The sequence below is a fragment of the Rathayibacter sp. VKM Ac-2929 genome (assembly GCF_022815495.1).
Classification (GTDB): domain Bacteria; phylum Actinomycetota; class Actinomycetes; order Actinomycetales; family Microbacteriaceae; genus Rathayibacter; species Rathayibacter festucae.
In genome coordinates this window covers 237,536-250,830 of the sequence record NZ_JALGRV010000005.1, presented here as the reverse complement: position 1 = coordinate 250,830, position 13,295 = coordinate 237,536, and the positions used below count along the sequence as shown (strand labels likewise).

Below are 13,295 nucleotides of genomic sequence, written 5' to 3'. Positions count from 1 at the left end.
GTGCGCTCTGCGCGGGACATACGGCTCCTTGTTCACGTGCGGCACCGGTGGCGATGCGGCGGTACTAGTTGACAGCGGTCAACTATTGACCGAGTGCAACTATATAGCCGAGCGAGGTGTTTTGGCCAGTGCTGTGCCGAGGTACTTTGGCGGGGCTGTCAGCGGGCGATGCCGCGCCGGCGGAGCAGCAGGACCGCCGTCACGACCGCGGCCGCGAGCGCGACGAGGACCGCGACGCCGAGCGGCGAGCCGGCCGCGGCGCCGATCACCGCCCAGAGCACGGCGAAGCCGACTGTCGCGTAGATCAGCGCCCAGGCCGCGCAGCCCGGCAGCATCGCGAGCAGGTAGACGCCGAAGCGCATGCGGGCCGCTCCGGCCGCCGCGTTGATCATCGTCTGGAGTCCGACGGTGAGGAAGCTCACGGTGACCGCGGGCGCGCCGTAGCGGGCGAGCAGTGCCGACGCGCGCTTCAGCGCCGGGGACTCCAGCCACCGCCCCCACCGCCGCGAGGCCGCCCCGGTGACGACCGCCCGCGCGACCCAGTACGTCGCCTGCGCCCGCACCAGCACGATGACGAACAGCGCCGCGAGCAGTTCCGCGAACCCCAGCTCGTCCAGGAAGGCGGGCATGCGGCGCCTCCCTCTCCTCGCTCGGCAGAAGGCAAGGCTACCCTTCCCTCCCCCGCGCCGAGTCATGCTGGTCGAGCAGCCCCGCAGGGGCGCATCGAGACCCGCCGCCCTCAGCAGGGCGGGTCTGCAGACTCGTCCGTCTGACGCGGGTGGATCTCGGTACGCCCGCTCCGCGGCCTACTCGATCAGCATGGAGCGGTCCGCTCCGCGGCCCGCCCGATCAGCATGATGTGGCGCTCGTGCGCGCCGGCGCGCCTTTCGTGCTGGTCGAGCAGCCCCGCAGGGCGTATCGAGACCCGCCGTGATCAGGCGCGGACCCGCCGTGATCGCGCGGGTGCCCGGCGCGGCTCCGACCCCGCCCCTAGGCTCGACGCATGGACAACATCGATCGGAAGATCCTCGATCTGCTGCGCCAGAACGCCCGCGCGGGCTACGGCGACATCGGCGGTGTCGTGGGGCTGTCCGCGTCCGCCGTGAAGCGCCGGGTCGACCGGCTGGTGGCCGACGGCGTCATCCGCGGCTTCACGATCAAGGTCGACCCCGCCGTCGACGGCATGGCCACCGAGGCCTACGTCGAGCTGTTCTGCCGCGGCACGGTCGCCCCCGACGAGCTGCGCCGCATCCTCTCGGCCGTCCCCGAGGTCGTCGACGCGGGCACGGTCACCGGCTCGGCCGACGCGATCGTGCACATCCGCTCGCGCGACATCCCGAGCCTCGAGCTCGCCCTCGAGAAGGTGCGCATCGCGCCGAACGTCGACCACACCCGCTCCGCGATCGTGCTCTCCCGCCTGATCCAGCGCGGCGAGGCCTAGCAAGAGCGCTCCCGCCTCAGTGCGAGCGGCCCGCGACCACGTCGGCGAGCGTTGCGAGCGGTGACGTCGTCGCCCGGCCCCGCGCCTCCGCCGCGTCGGCCAGGCCGTAGGCGCGGTAGAGCGACGTGACCGCCAGCCAGCGCAGCGGCTCCGGCTCCCACGGCCGCACCCGGTGGCCCACCCACGGCAGCTCGGTGAGCGCCGTGCTCTCGCCGAGCACGAGGTCGCGCAGCGTGCGCCCGGCGAGATTCGTCGCAGTGACGCCGGTGCCGACGAAGCCGCCCGCCCAGCCGAGACCGGTGGCGCGGTCGAGCCCGACGGTCGCGTGCCAGTCACGCGGGACACCGAGCACGCCGGACCAGACGTGCTCGATCCCGACGCCGCGCAGCACCGGGAAGAACCGCTCGAGGATCTCGCGCAGCCGGCCGACCGTGCGCGGGTCGGTCGCCCCGTCCCGGTCGATCCGGGAGCCGAAGCGGTAGGGCACGCCCCGCCCGCCGATCGCGATCCGGTCGTCGGCCGTCCGCTGCGCGTACATGTAGGCGTGCGCCGCGTCGCCGAGGGTCTCGCGGCCGGCCCAGCCGATCTCGTCCCAGACCTCGGGCGCGAGCGGCTCGGTCGCGATCAGCGACGAGTTCATCGGCAGCCACTCGCGGTGGTGGCCGGAGAGCCCGGCGGTGAAGCCCTCGGTCGCGCGCAGCACGATCGGCGCGCGGACGACCCCGCGGGGTGTGACGGCCGCGCCGGGTCGGATCTCCTCCACCCGGGTGTCCTCGAAGATCCGCACGCCCAGCGCCTCGACCGTGCGGGCGAGCCCGGCCGCGAGCTTCGCGGGGTGCAGGCGCGCGCAGTGCGGGTGCCAGAGGCCCGCCGACGCGCCGCTGACCGCGATCCGCGCGGTCGTCTCCCGCTCGTCGAGCAGCTCGACGTCGGTGTGAGCGCGGGCACGGGCCGCCGCCGCGGTGGCCAGGAGCCGGGCCCGCTGCGCCTCGCCGCGCGCCACCTGGAACTCGCCGCCCTTGACGATGTCGGCGTCGATCCCCTCGGCGGCCGCGGCCGCGATCACCTCGTCGACCGTCTCGTTCATCGCGAGCTGGAAGCGGTCGACCGCCTCGCTCCCGTGGGTCCGGGAGTAGGAGGCGACGCCGCCGGTGATCTCGTTGGTCAGCCAGCCGCCGTTGCGACCGGAGGCGCCGAAGCCGGCGAAGCGCTGCTCGAGGATCGCGATCCGCAGCGACGGGTCGGCCTTCGCGAGCGAGTACGCCGTCCACAGGCCGGTGTAGCCGGCGCCGACGATGCAGACGTCGACATCGAGCGGACCGGGAAGCGCGGCCCGGGGCGTGGAACGACCGAGGGAGGCCCACCAGAACGACACGTCGCCGTTGATCACAGTGGGCCTCCCCCGGTCTCGCGGATCTCAGCGGGCGAGAGTCCCGCGAAGGATCAGAGTCCCGAGCTCGGGAACGTCTGCATCATCTCCGAGAACAGCGCCGCGGTCCAGCCGATCGCGATGATGAAGGAGACCGCCACCACGCCGAGGAAGATCCACAGCGGCAGCAGGCCCCCGCCGGTCACGCGCTTCACGACGACGCTGCGCCCGATCACGTAGACGTACGGAGCGGCGAGGAACGCCCAGGCCCAGTGGAACGGGCGCTGCACGCCGGCCTTCTTCAGCTGCCGGTAGTCGAGGAACGCGAAGACGACCTCGGCCGCGTAGATCAGGAAGCCGACGACCTGGACGGCGCCGAGCCCGACGAGGTAGGCGGTCGACATCCCCATCGAGGCTCGCGGTCCGTAGGTCGACGAGACCGCCGAGTCGGCGATGGCCCCCGGCGAGAGCAGGAAGATCGACAGCGCCGACAGCAGCGGCAGGAGCACGACGACCCAGATCCACGGGGTGCTGGTGACGATGCTCGGGTCGCGCGGCTGCGGCGCGGGGCGGCCGGCATAGGCGGGCTGCTGGCCGGGCTGCTGGCCGTACTGCTGCGGGTACTGCTGGCTGTACTCCTGTGACGGCTGCTGGCCGTACTGGGGCTGCTGGCCGTACTGGGGCTGCTGGCTGTACTGCGGCTGCTGAGCGTACGGCTGCTGCGGCGTCTGCTCGCCGTACCGCGGCTGCTGCGGGATCTCGCGCTCGGGCGCGGACTGACCGGACGCCGACTGCCCGTAGCTCGTGGCCTGGCCGCTCGAGGTCTCGCCGTAGGCGGGCCCGGAGACGGGCGGCACGATCGGCGCCTGCGGCGCCGCGGGCGGCTGCGGTGCGTTCTGCGCAGCGGGAGGGGTCGGGGCAGCGGGAGCCGCGGCGGGGGCGTCGCGCAGCGAGTCGGTCCAGCCCTGGCCGTCCCACCAGCGCTGGCGCGGTGAGCCCGCGGGATCCGGGTACCAGCCGGCGCGCGGTCCGGAGGCCGAGGCAGCGCCCCGCTCCTGCTCGCCGTTCCGGTCGTCGCCGTGCTCGTTGCCGCCCTGGTCGTCCGTCATCGCGTCCTCCGCTCCCCTTCGGGCGCTCTGCCCGCCATCGGAGACGAGCGTATCGCCGCGATCCCCGGTCGCACCTGGGCGCGGCCTTGCCGCGGCCTCTGCCGCGCCTGAGCGGACGCCGTGCGCCCACCTCCGCCAGGATGGACGGATGCCGCACCTCCTCCGCGCCCGCGCCCTGCTCTTCGACATGGACGGCACCCTCGTCGACTCCACCGCGATCGTGGAGACGATCTGGCGCTCCTTCGCCGAGCGCTTCGCCCTCGACCCCGCCGTCGTCCTCGGCGCCGTGCACGGGGTCCGCGCGGAGGACAGCGTCCGCCGCTTCGCTCCCGCGGGCAGCGACGTCGCCGGGATCGTCGACGAGCTGAACGCCTACGAGCTCGAGCACACCGAGGGCACGGTCGAGATCCCCGGCGCCGTCGCCTTCCTCGCCGCGCTTCCCCGCGACCGCGTCGCGCTGGTCACCTCGGCGAGCCCCGCGCTGGCCGCCGGTCGCCTCGCCGCCGCGGGCGTCCCCTCCCCCGCCGCCGTCGTCACCGCCGACGACGTCGTGCACGGCAAGCCGGCCCCCGACGGCTACCTCGCCGCCGCCGGACTCCTCGGGGTCGACCCGGCCGACGCGGTCGTCTTCGAGGACGCCGAGGCCGGGATCCTCGCGGGTCTCGCCGCCGGCATGCGCGTCGTCGTCGTCGGCGCGCACGAGTCCGAGACCACCCGCGGGCTCCCGCGGATCCCGCACTACTCCGACGCGGGCGTCGAGCGCGACGGCGACGAGCTGGTGCTCACCCTGCCCTGAGCCGGCACGCGCCTCCGGAGCTCAGTACCGGATCGCGTCGATCACCTTCACCCGGACCGCCACGATCGCGGGCACGAGCCCGGCCAGCGCGCCCACGAGCGTCGCCGCCCCGAGCCCCAGCAGCGCCGCCTCGACCGGGAACGGCGGGATGTCGCTGATCCCGTTCTCCTTGACGAGCGCGACCGTCCACGGGTTCGTCACCAGGATCACCGCGATCGTCACGCCGACCACGCCGGCGACGACCGTCGCGACGACGCTCTCCATCATGATCGAGAAGAAGATCCGCCCCGAGGAGGCGCCGAAGCTGCGCCGGATGCCGATCTCGCGGATCCTCTGCCGCACGGTGACGAGCGCGATGTTGAGCAGTCCGAGCGCGCCGAGCGCCAGCACGAGGCCGGCGACACCGCCGATCACCCAGGTCAGCACCGCGAACGGGTCGGAGTCGTAGCTGAGGTAGTCCTGCCGGTAGACGTCCGCCTCGAAGCCCGGGCCGAGGGCCGCGGTGACGTCGCGCTTGACGGCCTCGATCAGCGGGTCCGCGATCTCGAGCGGCACCCACATCTCGTAGTTCGGCAGCTGCGGCCCGCCGAACGCGGGGTCCGCCTCGGGCGCGACGGCCGAGTAGGCGTCGACGAGCATCATCGCGCTCGGAGTGGTGTCGTACTGGTTCGAGGGCGTCACCCCGATCACGACCGCGGTCGTGTCGTGCTCGCCGCCGAGGAGGGTCGCGGTCGGGTGGGTCCGCAGGTCCGGGCGCCCGAGGCGGTCCCAGAAGACCTCGTTGATCACGAGAGCGGGAGCGAGCCGCCGCTCGTCGCCCTCGGCGAACCAGCTGCCGCTCGTCAGCTCCACCCGGTGCATCTCCGCGTAGGGCTGGTCGACCGCGGTGATCCCGACGTCGACCGCGCCGTCGGTGAACTGGACGCGGGTGCCGCCGTAGGTCGTGCGGCTCGCGTAGTCGATGCGGTAGCGCTCGAGCACCTTCTCCCAGGCGTTCTGCATCACGACCGGGTCGACGACGCCCTCGGGGCCGGTCGTGTAGGCGCTGATGTAGAGGCTCGCGGGCCGGCCGCCGCTGCGCTCCGAGACCTCGATGTTCGCCTGCCGGGCGATCCCGCCCGCGGCGACGACGCCGGTGAGCGCCGCGACGGCCACCGCCACGCCGATCAGCGAGAGCAGCACGCGGCCGCGGTGGATCCGCAGCTCGGTCCACGCCTCGACGATCGCGCCGACGACGCCGGTGAGGCCGCCCATCAGTGCCGCCCCGAGCTCGTCGCGGGGGCGGCGGTCGCGGACGTCGAGGCGCTGAGCCTGCCGTGGTCGAGCCGGTAGTGCCGCTCGGCGCGCGCCGCGATCGCCGGGTCGTGGGTGATGGTGACCAGGGCCGAGCCGGACTCCTGGGCGATCTCGTCGAGCAGGCTCATCACGCTCTCCCCGGTGTCGGTGTCGAGCGCGCCGGTCGGCTCGTCGGCGAGGATCAGCCGCGGACGGCGGACGAGAGCGCGCGCGATGGCGATCCGCTGCTGCTCGCCGCCGGACATCCGGCCGGGCATCGAGTCGACCCGGTGCCCCAGCCCGACCCGCTCCAGCATCTCGGCGGCCAGCGACGCCCGCCGCCAGAACTCGGTGCCGGTCGCGTAGAGCAGCGGCGTCATCACGTTCTCGCGGGCGGTGCGGCCCTCGAGCAGATTGAACTGCTGGAAGATGAAGCCGATGCTGCCGCCGCGGATCCGCGCGCGGGCCCGCGAGGAGAGCGACTCGGTGGGCTTCCCCTCGAGCAGCATCCGCCCCTCGGTCGGCTCGTCGATCAGGCCGAGGATGTTCAGGAGCGTCGACTTGCCGGAGCCGCTGCGGCCGACGACCGAGACGTGGTCGCCCTCGCCGACCTCCAGGTCGACGCCGTCGAGTATCGTCAGCGGGGGTGCGTCGGGCAGGGGGACGACCTTGCGGATCCCCTCGAGCCGCAGGATCGTGCGCTTCCCGTCGGTCACGAGCCCGTCCGTCACGAGCAGTACACCGAGCCGTCGGCGTTCTGCACGCAGTTCCCCTCGAGCTGCTCGCCCTCGCCCGCGGCGGCGCCCGGCACGAACTGCAGGATCTCGGCGCCCTCGTCCACGCCGCCGGTGACCTCGATGCTGATCCCGTCGGTGAGGCCGAGGGTGACCGGGACCTCCTCGGTCGAGCCGTCCTCGGCGAGGCGGTAGACGACGCCCGACTCGGCGGTGCCCTCGACGGCGGTGGTCGGCACGACGAGCACGTTCTCGGCGAGGCCGCCCGCGAGGGTGACGGTGGCGGCGAGGCCGGGGAACACGGTCACCTCGCCCGGGACCTGGCAGCGGAAGCTGGTGCCGGATCCGCCGGTCGCGCCCGTGCCGCCGGTCTCGCCCGCGGGCGTCTCGCCTTCGCCGGCGAGCGGGGTGGTGATGGTGAGCCCGGTGCAGGTGAAGGCGGCCGGCCCGCCGGTGACGGCGATCTGCGCCTCGGTCGGCCGGTTCTGGATCCGGTAGAGCTGCTCGGCGTCGATCGAGCCGGTGACGGCGTAGGTCGGCGGGGCGACCTGGCCCGTGACCTCGCCGACCGCGACGGCCTGGTCGTGGATGACGCCGAGGGCGCTGAGCACGCCGGCGGCCGGCGCGTAGACGCGCTCGAAGCGGACGGAGGGCGGCGGCTGGGTGACGGTGACCAGGCCGTCGGCGCCGGTGGTCTCGACGGGATCGCGCACGGTCTCGACGCGGATGTCGTAGATGAGGTCGCCCGAGGCGACGGTCGCGCCCTGGGTGATGTAGACGTCGTCGACGGTGCCGACGGCGGTCGCCTTGACCGGCACGGCCGGGTCGGCGGCGACGGTGCCCTGGAGCGTGAGGTCGTTGGTGACGGTGCCGCGGCCGACGACGACGGTCGGCTCGGTCAGCTCACCGGTGGGGACGGTCGGGTCGGCCTCGGCGGACCCGTCCGGGAAGAACGCGATCTTGACCAGCGCGACCGCGACGGCCCCGATGACCACCAGCCAGAGGATCGGGAACACCCATCGTCGAACCGCACCCATGTCTGTCCCCCGACTCCGGCGCCCGTGCGCCCTGCGGCACTCCCCCGTGGCGCGCCGATCGGCAGCCTATCGACCGCATGACGCACCGCGCGTCAGCCGCTGTGACTACTCCGGGGGCGGACGCCCCACCCCTCCGCCGTCGTGGTGCAGGAGCCCGCCCAGCGGCACTCATGCTGATCGAGTAGCCCGCGCAGCGGGCGTATCGAGATCCACCGGCGTCAGAAGTCGAGCTTCGCGACGACCGCAGCGACGCGGCGCGCCCGCGTCTCAGCGGCCTTCGCGCCCTCGACGGCGGTGACGTGGGCCTTCCGCGCACTCGGCGAGAGGGCGTCGAAGGCGGCGGTGGCTCCGGCCGCGCTCAGCGCCACGGCGAGGTCCTCCGGCACGGCGACCGTGCGCGGGGCGGAGTCGAGCTCGAGATCGACCTCGATCGCGTCCCCGCCGGCCAGACCGGTCGCGGCGCGCTTCTCCGACGAGAAGGAGATCAGCGCACGGCCGCCCATCGCGCCGACCGTGCCCCGGAAGGCGTAGCCGTTGACGACGACGCTCACCGCGGGCCGCTTGCCGCCGCCGAGGGCGTCGAGCACCTCGAGCGGCACCTCGATGCCGGTGTTGTTGCCGATCTGGAAGAGCGTCGTCGTGTAGCGCACGGGACGAGGATGGCACGCGATGGGGATGCCCGCCAGGGGCTCAGCAGTCGCGGTCGGCCGGGTCCTCGCCGTCCTGCCGGCCGGGATCGCCGAGCGCCGAGCGCACGGCGTCGACGGTCATCCGGCCCTCCGGATCGAGGCGGGTGAGCATCCGCGTCATGATGTCGGCGAGCTGCGGGATCTGCTCCGCGTCGAGCGGGTCGATGACGTCGGCGAGCACCGTCGCGACGTGACCCGGGGCCGTGTCGACGATCTTCTGCAGCCCGGCATCCGTGAGCACCGCGTTGGTCGCGCGCCCGTCGGTCGGGCACGGCCGGCGCTCCAGGTAGCCGCGGGCGACGAGCCGGGTGACGACGTGCGAGAGCCGCGGGAGGGTGGCGTTCGTGCGGGCGGCGAGCGTCGTCATCCGCAGGGCCCGGTCGGGCGCCTCCGACAGCATCGCGAGCGTCATGTACTCGAAGTGCGTCAGCCCCGCGTCGCGCTGCAGCTGGGTGTCGAGCGCGCCGGGCAGCAGCTCGACCACCGCGACGAACCGCAGCCACGCCGCCAGCTGCTCCTGCGTGAGCCAGCGCGTACCCGCCGCACCCGCCGCTCCCCCGTCATCCATCCCCCCACCCTACAGCTTTGTTGCCGCGACAAGTAAGCAAGCGAGGAGACCCCTGCCACATCCCGCCTCCGGATCGACGCCCACTCCCAAGGCGATCCGCGGATTCGCGTGCCAGCGAATCCGCGAAGCCGAACGCCCCCCGCTCCCTGGAACGCGCCCCCCTCGCGAGCCGACCGCGCCGAGCCGCACAGGGGGCGGCTCGGAATCAAGCTCAGACGACGTCGTCGGACAGGTCGATCGACGCTCCGAAGCGGTGGTTGGTGATCGAGATCGACTGCTCCCGGAGGAAGGGCAGCAGCTCCACGCGGCCGGCCGGAGTGACGGGGTCGGCGTAGATCGCGACGTCGGGCGAGCCGCCGAGCGCCTCGGCGAGCGCCGTCGACAGCGGCACCCGCGAGCCGTCCGCGCGCACGAGCGGGACGGGCTTGCCGGTGCTGCCGCGGGTCATGCCGCTGACCACGTCGGTGAAGGAGCGGGTGGAGTCGCGGACGCTCTGCAGCGCCTCGATCGAGGAGTCCGGGCCGAGCGACGGCGCGGTGCCGCCCTGGGGTCCGCCGAACTCGTCGACCCGGTCCGAGACGATGTCGCCGACGATCCGGATGCGTGAGGCGGTGATCCGGCCGGCCGCGGCGCGGGCGAGCCACTGCGCGTCCGACTCCACGACCACCTTCGGCGCCAGGCCCGCCATCTCGAGCAGCTCGTCGCCGGCGAGCATCCCGGCGACCTTGGGCGGCAGCGGGATCGACGTCGAGACGTCCAGGCGCGCCCGCACGAGCAGCGCGGCGGCGATGACGCGGAGGAGCTCGCCGAGGTCGCCGCCGTCGGCCAGCCGCACGGCGACCGGCACCCGGAGGTAGCGGAACAGATTGCGCTCCACGCCGACCTTCGAGATGTCGGTGACGACGCCGAACTCGGTCGCCCAGGCGAGCTGGTCCGAGAGCGCGGAGCGGCGCAGCAGGTCGAACTGCTCGAACTGGAGCGAGGACTGCGCGGCCTCGATGAACTGCCGGGCGCGGTCGTCGAGGCCCCGGAGGTGCAGGGTCGTCGACGGGCGGGCCGGCGAGGGCTTCCACGAGCCGAGCCCGATCAGGTGGTTCGGGCCGCCGGCCTTCGCGCCGCCGCCGACCGAGGAGCGCTTCCAGCCGCCGAACGGCTGGCGGCGGACGATCGCCCCGGTGATGCCGCGGTTGACGTAGAGGTTGCCGGCCTCGACCGAGTCGAGCCAGAGCGCGAGCTCGTCCGAGTGCAGCGAGTGCAGCCCGGCGGTGAGGCCGTAGTCCGTGGCGTTCTGCAGGCGGATCGCGTCCTCGAGGGTCGCGGCGTGCATGATGCCGAGCACCGGGCCGAAGAACTCGGTGAGGTGGGCGTAGCTGTTCTCGGTGACGCCCTCGCGCACGCCCGGTGACCACAGCCGCCCGGTGTCGTCGAGGCGCTTCGGCTCGACGAGCCAGGACTCCCCCGCACCGAGGGTGGTCAGCGCGTGCGCGAGCTTGCCGGTCGGCTTCTCGATCAGCGGGCCCATCGCGGCGGCCGGGTCGCTCGGCCAGCCGACGCGGAGGGACGTCACGGCGTCGACCAGCTGCGCGCGGAACCGCTTCGAGCGGGCGACCGAGCCGACGAGGATCACCAGGGAGGCGGCCGAGCACTTCTGCCCGGCGTGCCCGAAGGCGCTCCGCACGATGTCGGCGACGGCGAGGTCGTAGTCCGCGTGCGGGGTGACGACGATCGCGTTCTTGCCGCTGGTCTCGGCGAGCAGCGGCAGGTCGGGGCGCCAGGAGCGGAAGAGCTTCGCCGTCTCGTAGGAGCCGGTGAGCAGCACCCGGTCGACCAGCGGGTCGGTGATCAGGGCGCGGCCGAGCGTCTCCTCGTCGAGGTCGACGAGCGCGACGAGGTCCTGCGGGATCCCGGCGTCCCAGAGCGCCTCCACGAGCACCGCGGCCGAGCGCCGGGCCTGCGGGGCCGGCGTGACGACGACTCCGGAGCCCGCGGCGAGCGCCGCGAGGATCGAGCCGGCCGGGATCGCGACGGGGAAGTTCCACGGCGGCGCGACCACGGTCACCCGCTCGGGCACGAAGGTCGCGCCGCCGACGGCGTCCAGCTCGCGGGCGCGGGTGGCGTAGTAGTGGGCGAAGTCGATCGCCTCGGACACCTCGGGGTCGGCCTCGGCGACCGTCTTGCCGGTCTCGGAGGCCATCACCTCGATCAGCCGGTCGCGGTTGGCCGCGAGGGCGAGGCCCGCGCGGTCGAGGATCGCGGCGCGGTCGTAGCCGAGGCGCTCGCCCCAGCGCTCCGCCCGGAGCGCGACCCGGCGCAGCAGCTCCTGCAGCTCCGCCGCGTCGGTGATCCGGGCGCGGTCGGCCGCGAGGGTGCCGATGGTCGATCGCGCGATGCGATCGGTGATCAGCCGGGCCCAGCGGCGGTTGCCCGGCAGCGCCGGGTCGGTGTCGGGCTCGTTGCGGAAGGCGCTGGTCGCCGCGCTGGCCCCGGAGCCGCGGCGCAGCCCCAGCACCGCCTCGGTGAGACCCTCGGCGGCGGGGTCCTGCACGCGGGCGCCGGCGCCGGCGTGCTCGCGCACGAGGCGGAGGCCGGAGCCGGACGACCACTCGCGGAGGCGGTCCTGGGTGCGGTTCGGGGTCGGCACCGTGTCGTCGAGCGCCTCGAGCGAGGCGCGGAAGCGGCCGAGCTCGCGCTGCAGCACGCTCTCGTCCTCGAGCTCGAAGACGGCCGAGAGGAAGTTCTCCGGGCTGGAGTTCTCCTCCAAGCGGCGGATCAGGTACGAGATCGCGACGTCGAATTCGCGCGGGTGCACGACCGGCGTGTAGAGCAGGAGCCGGCCGACGTCCTCGCGGACGGCGCGCGCCTGACCGGTCGCCATGCCGAGCAGCATCTCGATGTCGACGGCGTCGGCGACGCCGCGCTCGTTCGCGGTGATCCAGGCCCAGGCGATGTCGAAGAGGTTGTGACCGGCCACGCCGATCCGGACCGCGTCCGTCCGCTCGGGCCGCAGCGCGTAGTCGAGCAGCCGCTTGTAGTTCGTGTCGGCCTCGGCCTTGCTGCCGACCGTCGCGAGCGGCCAGTCGTGGATCGCCGCGTCCACCCGCTCCATCGCGAGGTTCGCGCCCTTCACCACGCGGACCTTGATCGGCGCTCCGCCGAGCCGCCGGCGCTCGGTCGCCCACTCCGTCAGCGAGGCCAGCACGCCGAGGGCGTCGGGGAGGTACGCCTGCAGCACGATGCCGGCCTCGAGCTGCTGCATCCCCGGCTGCTCGAGGAGACGGCGGAACACCGCGACTGTGAGGTCGAGGTCCTTGTACTCCTCCATGTCGAGGTTGATGAACTTGGGCTCCGGGCTCGCCGCAGCGAACTGGTAGAGCGGGGTCAGCCGCTGCACGACGCGGTCGACGGCCTCGTCGAACGCCCACATCGAGAGCTGGCTGGCGATGCTGGAGACCTTGATGCTCACGTAGTCGACGTCGTCGCGCTCGAGCAGCCGCCGGGTGCCCTCGAGGCGCCGGTCGGCTTCGCGCTCGCCGAGCACGGCCTCGCCGAGCAGGTTGAGGTTGAGGCGGTCGCCGCCCTCGCGCAGCCGGCGGATCGCCGAGCCGAGCCGGGCGTCGGAGGCGTCGACGACGAGGTGGCCCACCATCCGGCGCAGCACCTGGCGGGCCGCCGGGACGACGACCCACGGCAGCACCGGGCCGACGGCGCCGCCGGTCGCGACCGCGGCGCGCAGGTAGGAGGGGAGGAACGCGGGGGTCTTCGCGGTCAGCGCGGCGAGGTTCTCGGCCGCGACCACCGGGTCCTCCGGGCGGGCGACCCCGTCGACGAAGCCGACCGTGAAGTCGAGACCGTTCGGATCCTGCAGGACACCGGCGAGGCGCTGCGCCGCGGGGTCGACCGGGAACGCCCGGCTGCGCACCAGCCAGCGGCGCACCAGCGCCTCGACGCGCGACAGGATCGGCGCCTCGACGTCGAACTCGGGCTTCTGCCGGGGCAGCCGCAGCGCCATTCCGGTCTGGTACTGGCCGGTTTCGCTCAGGGCGTGGCGGTCGATCTTCTCGTCGTGCTCGACCGGCTCGTCGTGCTCGGTCGGCTCGTCCGGCTCGGTCGTCTCGTCCGTCGGGTCCTGCGGGTCCGTCCGGTCCTGCGGGTCGATCGTCTCGTCCTGCTCCGGGTCGTTCCCGGGCACGGCTGAGGGCGTCGACTTCTCCATCCCCCGAGGCTATGCCCGAGCCGGTGCGACGGCCGGTCGTGTCGCCCCGTCTGTGGACACTCGA

The 13,295-nt window shown here is 73.7% G+C and carries 11 protein-coding genes; 2 read left to right on the top strand and 9 right to left on the bottom strand.

Annotated features, from left to right (window positions below):
* Positions 1–158 precede the first annotated feature (158 nt).
* Positions 159–629: a DedA family protein gene (locus tag MT355_RS16980; protein ID WP_243600457.1), complete on the bottom strand. Its 471-nt coding sequence runs from the start codon at positions 627–629 to the stop codon at positions 159–161.
* Positions 630–1,003: 374 nt separating this feature from the next.
* On the opposite strand from MT355_RS16980, the gene MT355_RS16975 reads away from it, so the two are divergent.
* A complete protein-coding gene (locus MT355_RS16975) occupies positions 1,004–1,441 on the top strand; it encodes an Lrp/AsnC family transcriptional regulator (protein WP_055786568.1) in 438 nt (145 codons plus the stop codon).
* Positions 1,442–1,457: 16 nt separating this feature from the next.
* On the opposite strand, the gene MT355_RS16970 is transcribed toward MT355_RS16975, so the two are convergent.
* Positions 1,458–2,831, bottom strand: a complete 1,374-nt coding sequence (locus MT355_RS16970; RefSeq protein ID WP_243600456.1) for an FAD-binding oxidoreductase — start codon at positions 2,829–2,831, stop codon at positions 1,458–1,460.
* Between the two features lie 53 nt (positions 2,832–2,884).
* Positions 2,885–3,919, bottom strand: coding sequence for a DUF2510 domain-containing protein (locus MT355_RS16965; protein ID WP_243600455.1), 1,035 nt, complete (start codon positions 3,917–3,919; stop codon positions 2,885–2,887).
* A 148-nt stretch (positions 3,920–4,067) separates the two neighbouring features.
* Here MT355_RS16965 and MT355_RS16960 point away from each other — a divergent pair, with 148 nt between their 5' ends.
* The gene (locus tag MT355_RS16960) at positions 4,068–4,715 is read left to right on the top strand and encodes an HAD-IA family hydrolase (protein ID WP_132434804.1); all 648 of its coding nucleotides are present in this window, start codon (positions 4,068–4,070) and stop codon (positions 4,713–4,715) included.
* Positions 4,716–4,736: 21 nt separating this feature from the next.
* Here MT355_RS16960 and MT355_RS16955 read toward each other — a convergent pair whose 3' ends face one another.
* From MT355_RS16955 to MT355_RS16930, 6 genes are all read right to left on the bottom strand, one after another.
* Entirely contained in the window at positions 4,737–5,969 is a 1,233-nt protein-coding gene (locus MT355_RS16955; protein WP_132434806.1) for an ABC transporter permease, read from the bottom strand.
* Positions 5,969–6,706, bottom strand: a complete 738-nt coding sequence (locus MT355_RS16950; RefSeq protein ID WP_123735562.1) for an ABC transporter ATP-binding protein — start codon at positions 6,704–6,706, stop codon at positions 5,969–5,971. The genes MT355_RS16955 and MT355_RS16950 overlap by 1 nt, the downstream gene beginning before the upstream one ends.
* A gap of 11 nt (positions 6,707–6,717) precedes the next feature.
* Positions 6,718–7,740 carry an efflux RND transporter periplasmic adaptor subunit gene (locus MT355_RS16945; protein WP_127888392.1) on the bottom strand — a complete coding sequence of 341 codons (1,023 nt, stop codon included), beginning with the start codon at positions 7,738–7,740 and terminating at the stop codon, positions 6,718–6,720.
* A 239-nt stretch (positions 7,741–7,979) separates the two neighbouring features.
* Positions 7,980–8,411: a DUF1905 domain-containing protein gene (locus MT355_RS16940; protein WP_243600454.1), complete on the bottom strand. Its 432-nt coding sequence runs from the start codon at positions 8,409–8,411 to the stop codon at positions 7,980–7,982.
* Between the two features lie 40 nt (positions 8,412–8,451).
* Positions 8,452–9,018 (bottom strand): MarR family winged helix-turn-helix transcriptional regulator, encoded by a 567-nt coding sequence (locus MT355_RS16935; protein WP_123734904.1) that lies wholly within the window; start codon positions 9,016–9,018, stop codon positions 8,452–8,454.
* Positions 9,019–9,229: 211 nt separating this feature from the next.
* On the bottom strand, positions 9,230–13,027 hold the full coding sequence (locus MT355_RS16930; RefSeq protein WP_123735561.1) for a bifunctional proline dehydrogenase/L-glutamate gamma-semialdehyde dehydrogenase: 3,798 nt from the start codon (positions 13,025–13,027) through the stop codon (positions 9,230–9,232).
* Between the last annotated feature and the right edge of the window lie 268 nt (positions 13,028–13,295).

Excerpts from the sequence above, each read along its gene's own strand:
- MT355_RS16935 (WP_123734904.1), bottom strand. The coding sequence starts at position 9,018 with ATGGATGACGGGGGAGCGGCGGGTGCGGCGGGTACGCGCTGGCTCACG.
- MT355_RS16975 (WP_055786568.1), top strand. The coding sequence starts at position 1,004 with ATGGACAACATCGATCGGAAGATCCTCGATCTGCTGCGCCAGAACGCC.
- MT355_RS16965 (WP_243600455.1), bottom strand. The coding sequence starts at position 3,919 with ATGACGGACGACCAGGGCGGCAACGAGCACGGCGACGACCGGAACGGC.
- MT355_RS16930 (WP_123735561.1), bottom strand. The coding sequence starts at position 13,027 with ATGGCGCTGCGGCTGCCCCGGCAGAAGCCCGAGTTCGACGTCGAGGCG.
- MT355_RS16980 (WP_243600457.1), bottom strand. The coding sequence starts at position 629 with ATGCCCGCCTTCCTGGACGAGCTGGGGTTCGCGGAACTGCTCGCGGCG.
- MT355_RS16955 (WP_132434806.1), bottom strand. The coding sequence starts at position 5,969 with ATGGGCGGCCTCACCGGCGTCGTCGGCGCGATCGTCGAGGCGTGGACC.
- MT355_RS16960 (WP_132434804.1), top strand. The coding sequence starts at position 4,068 with ATGCCGCACCTCCTCCGCGCCCGCGCCCTGCTCTTCGACATGGACGGC.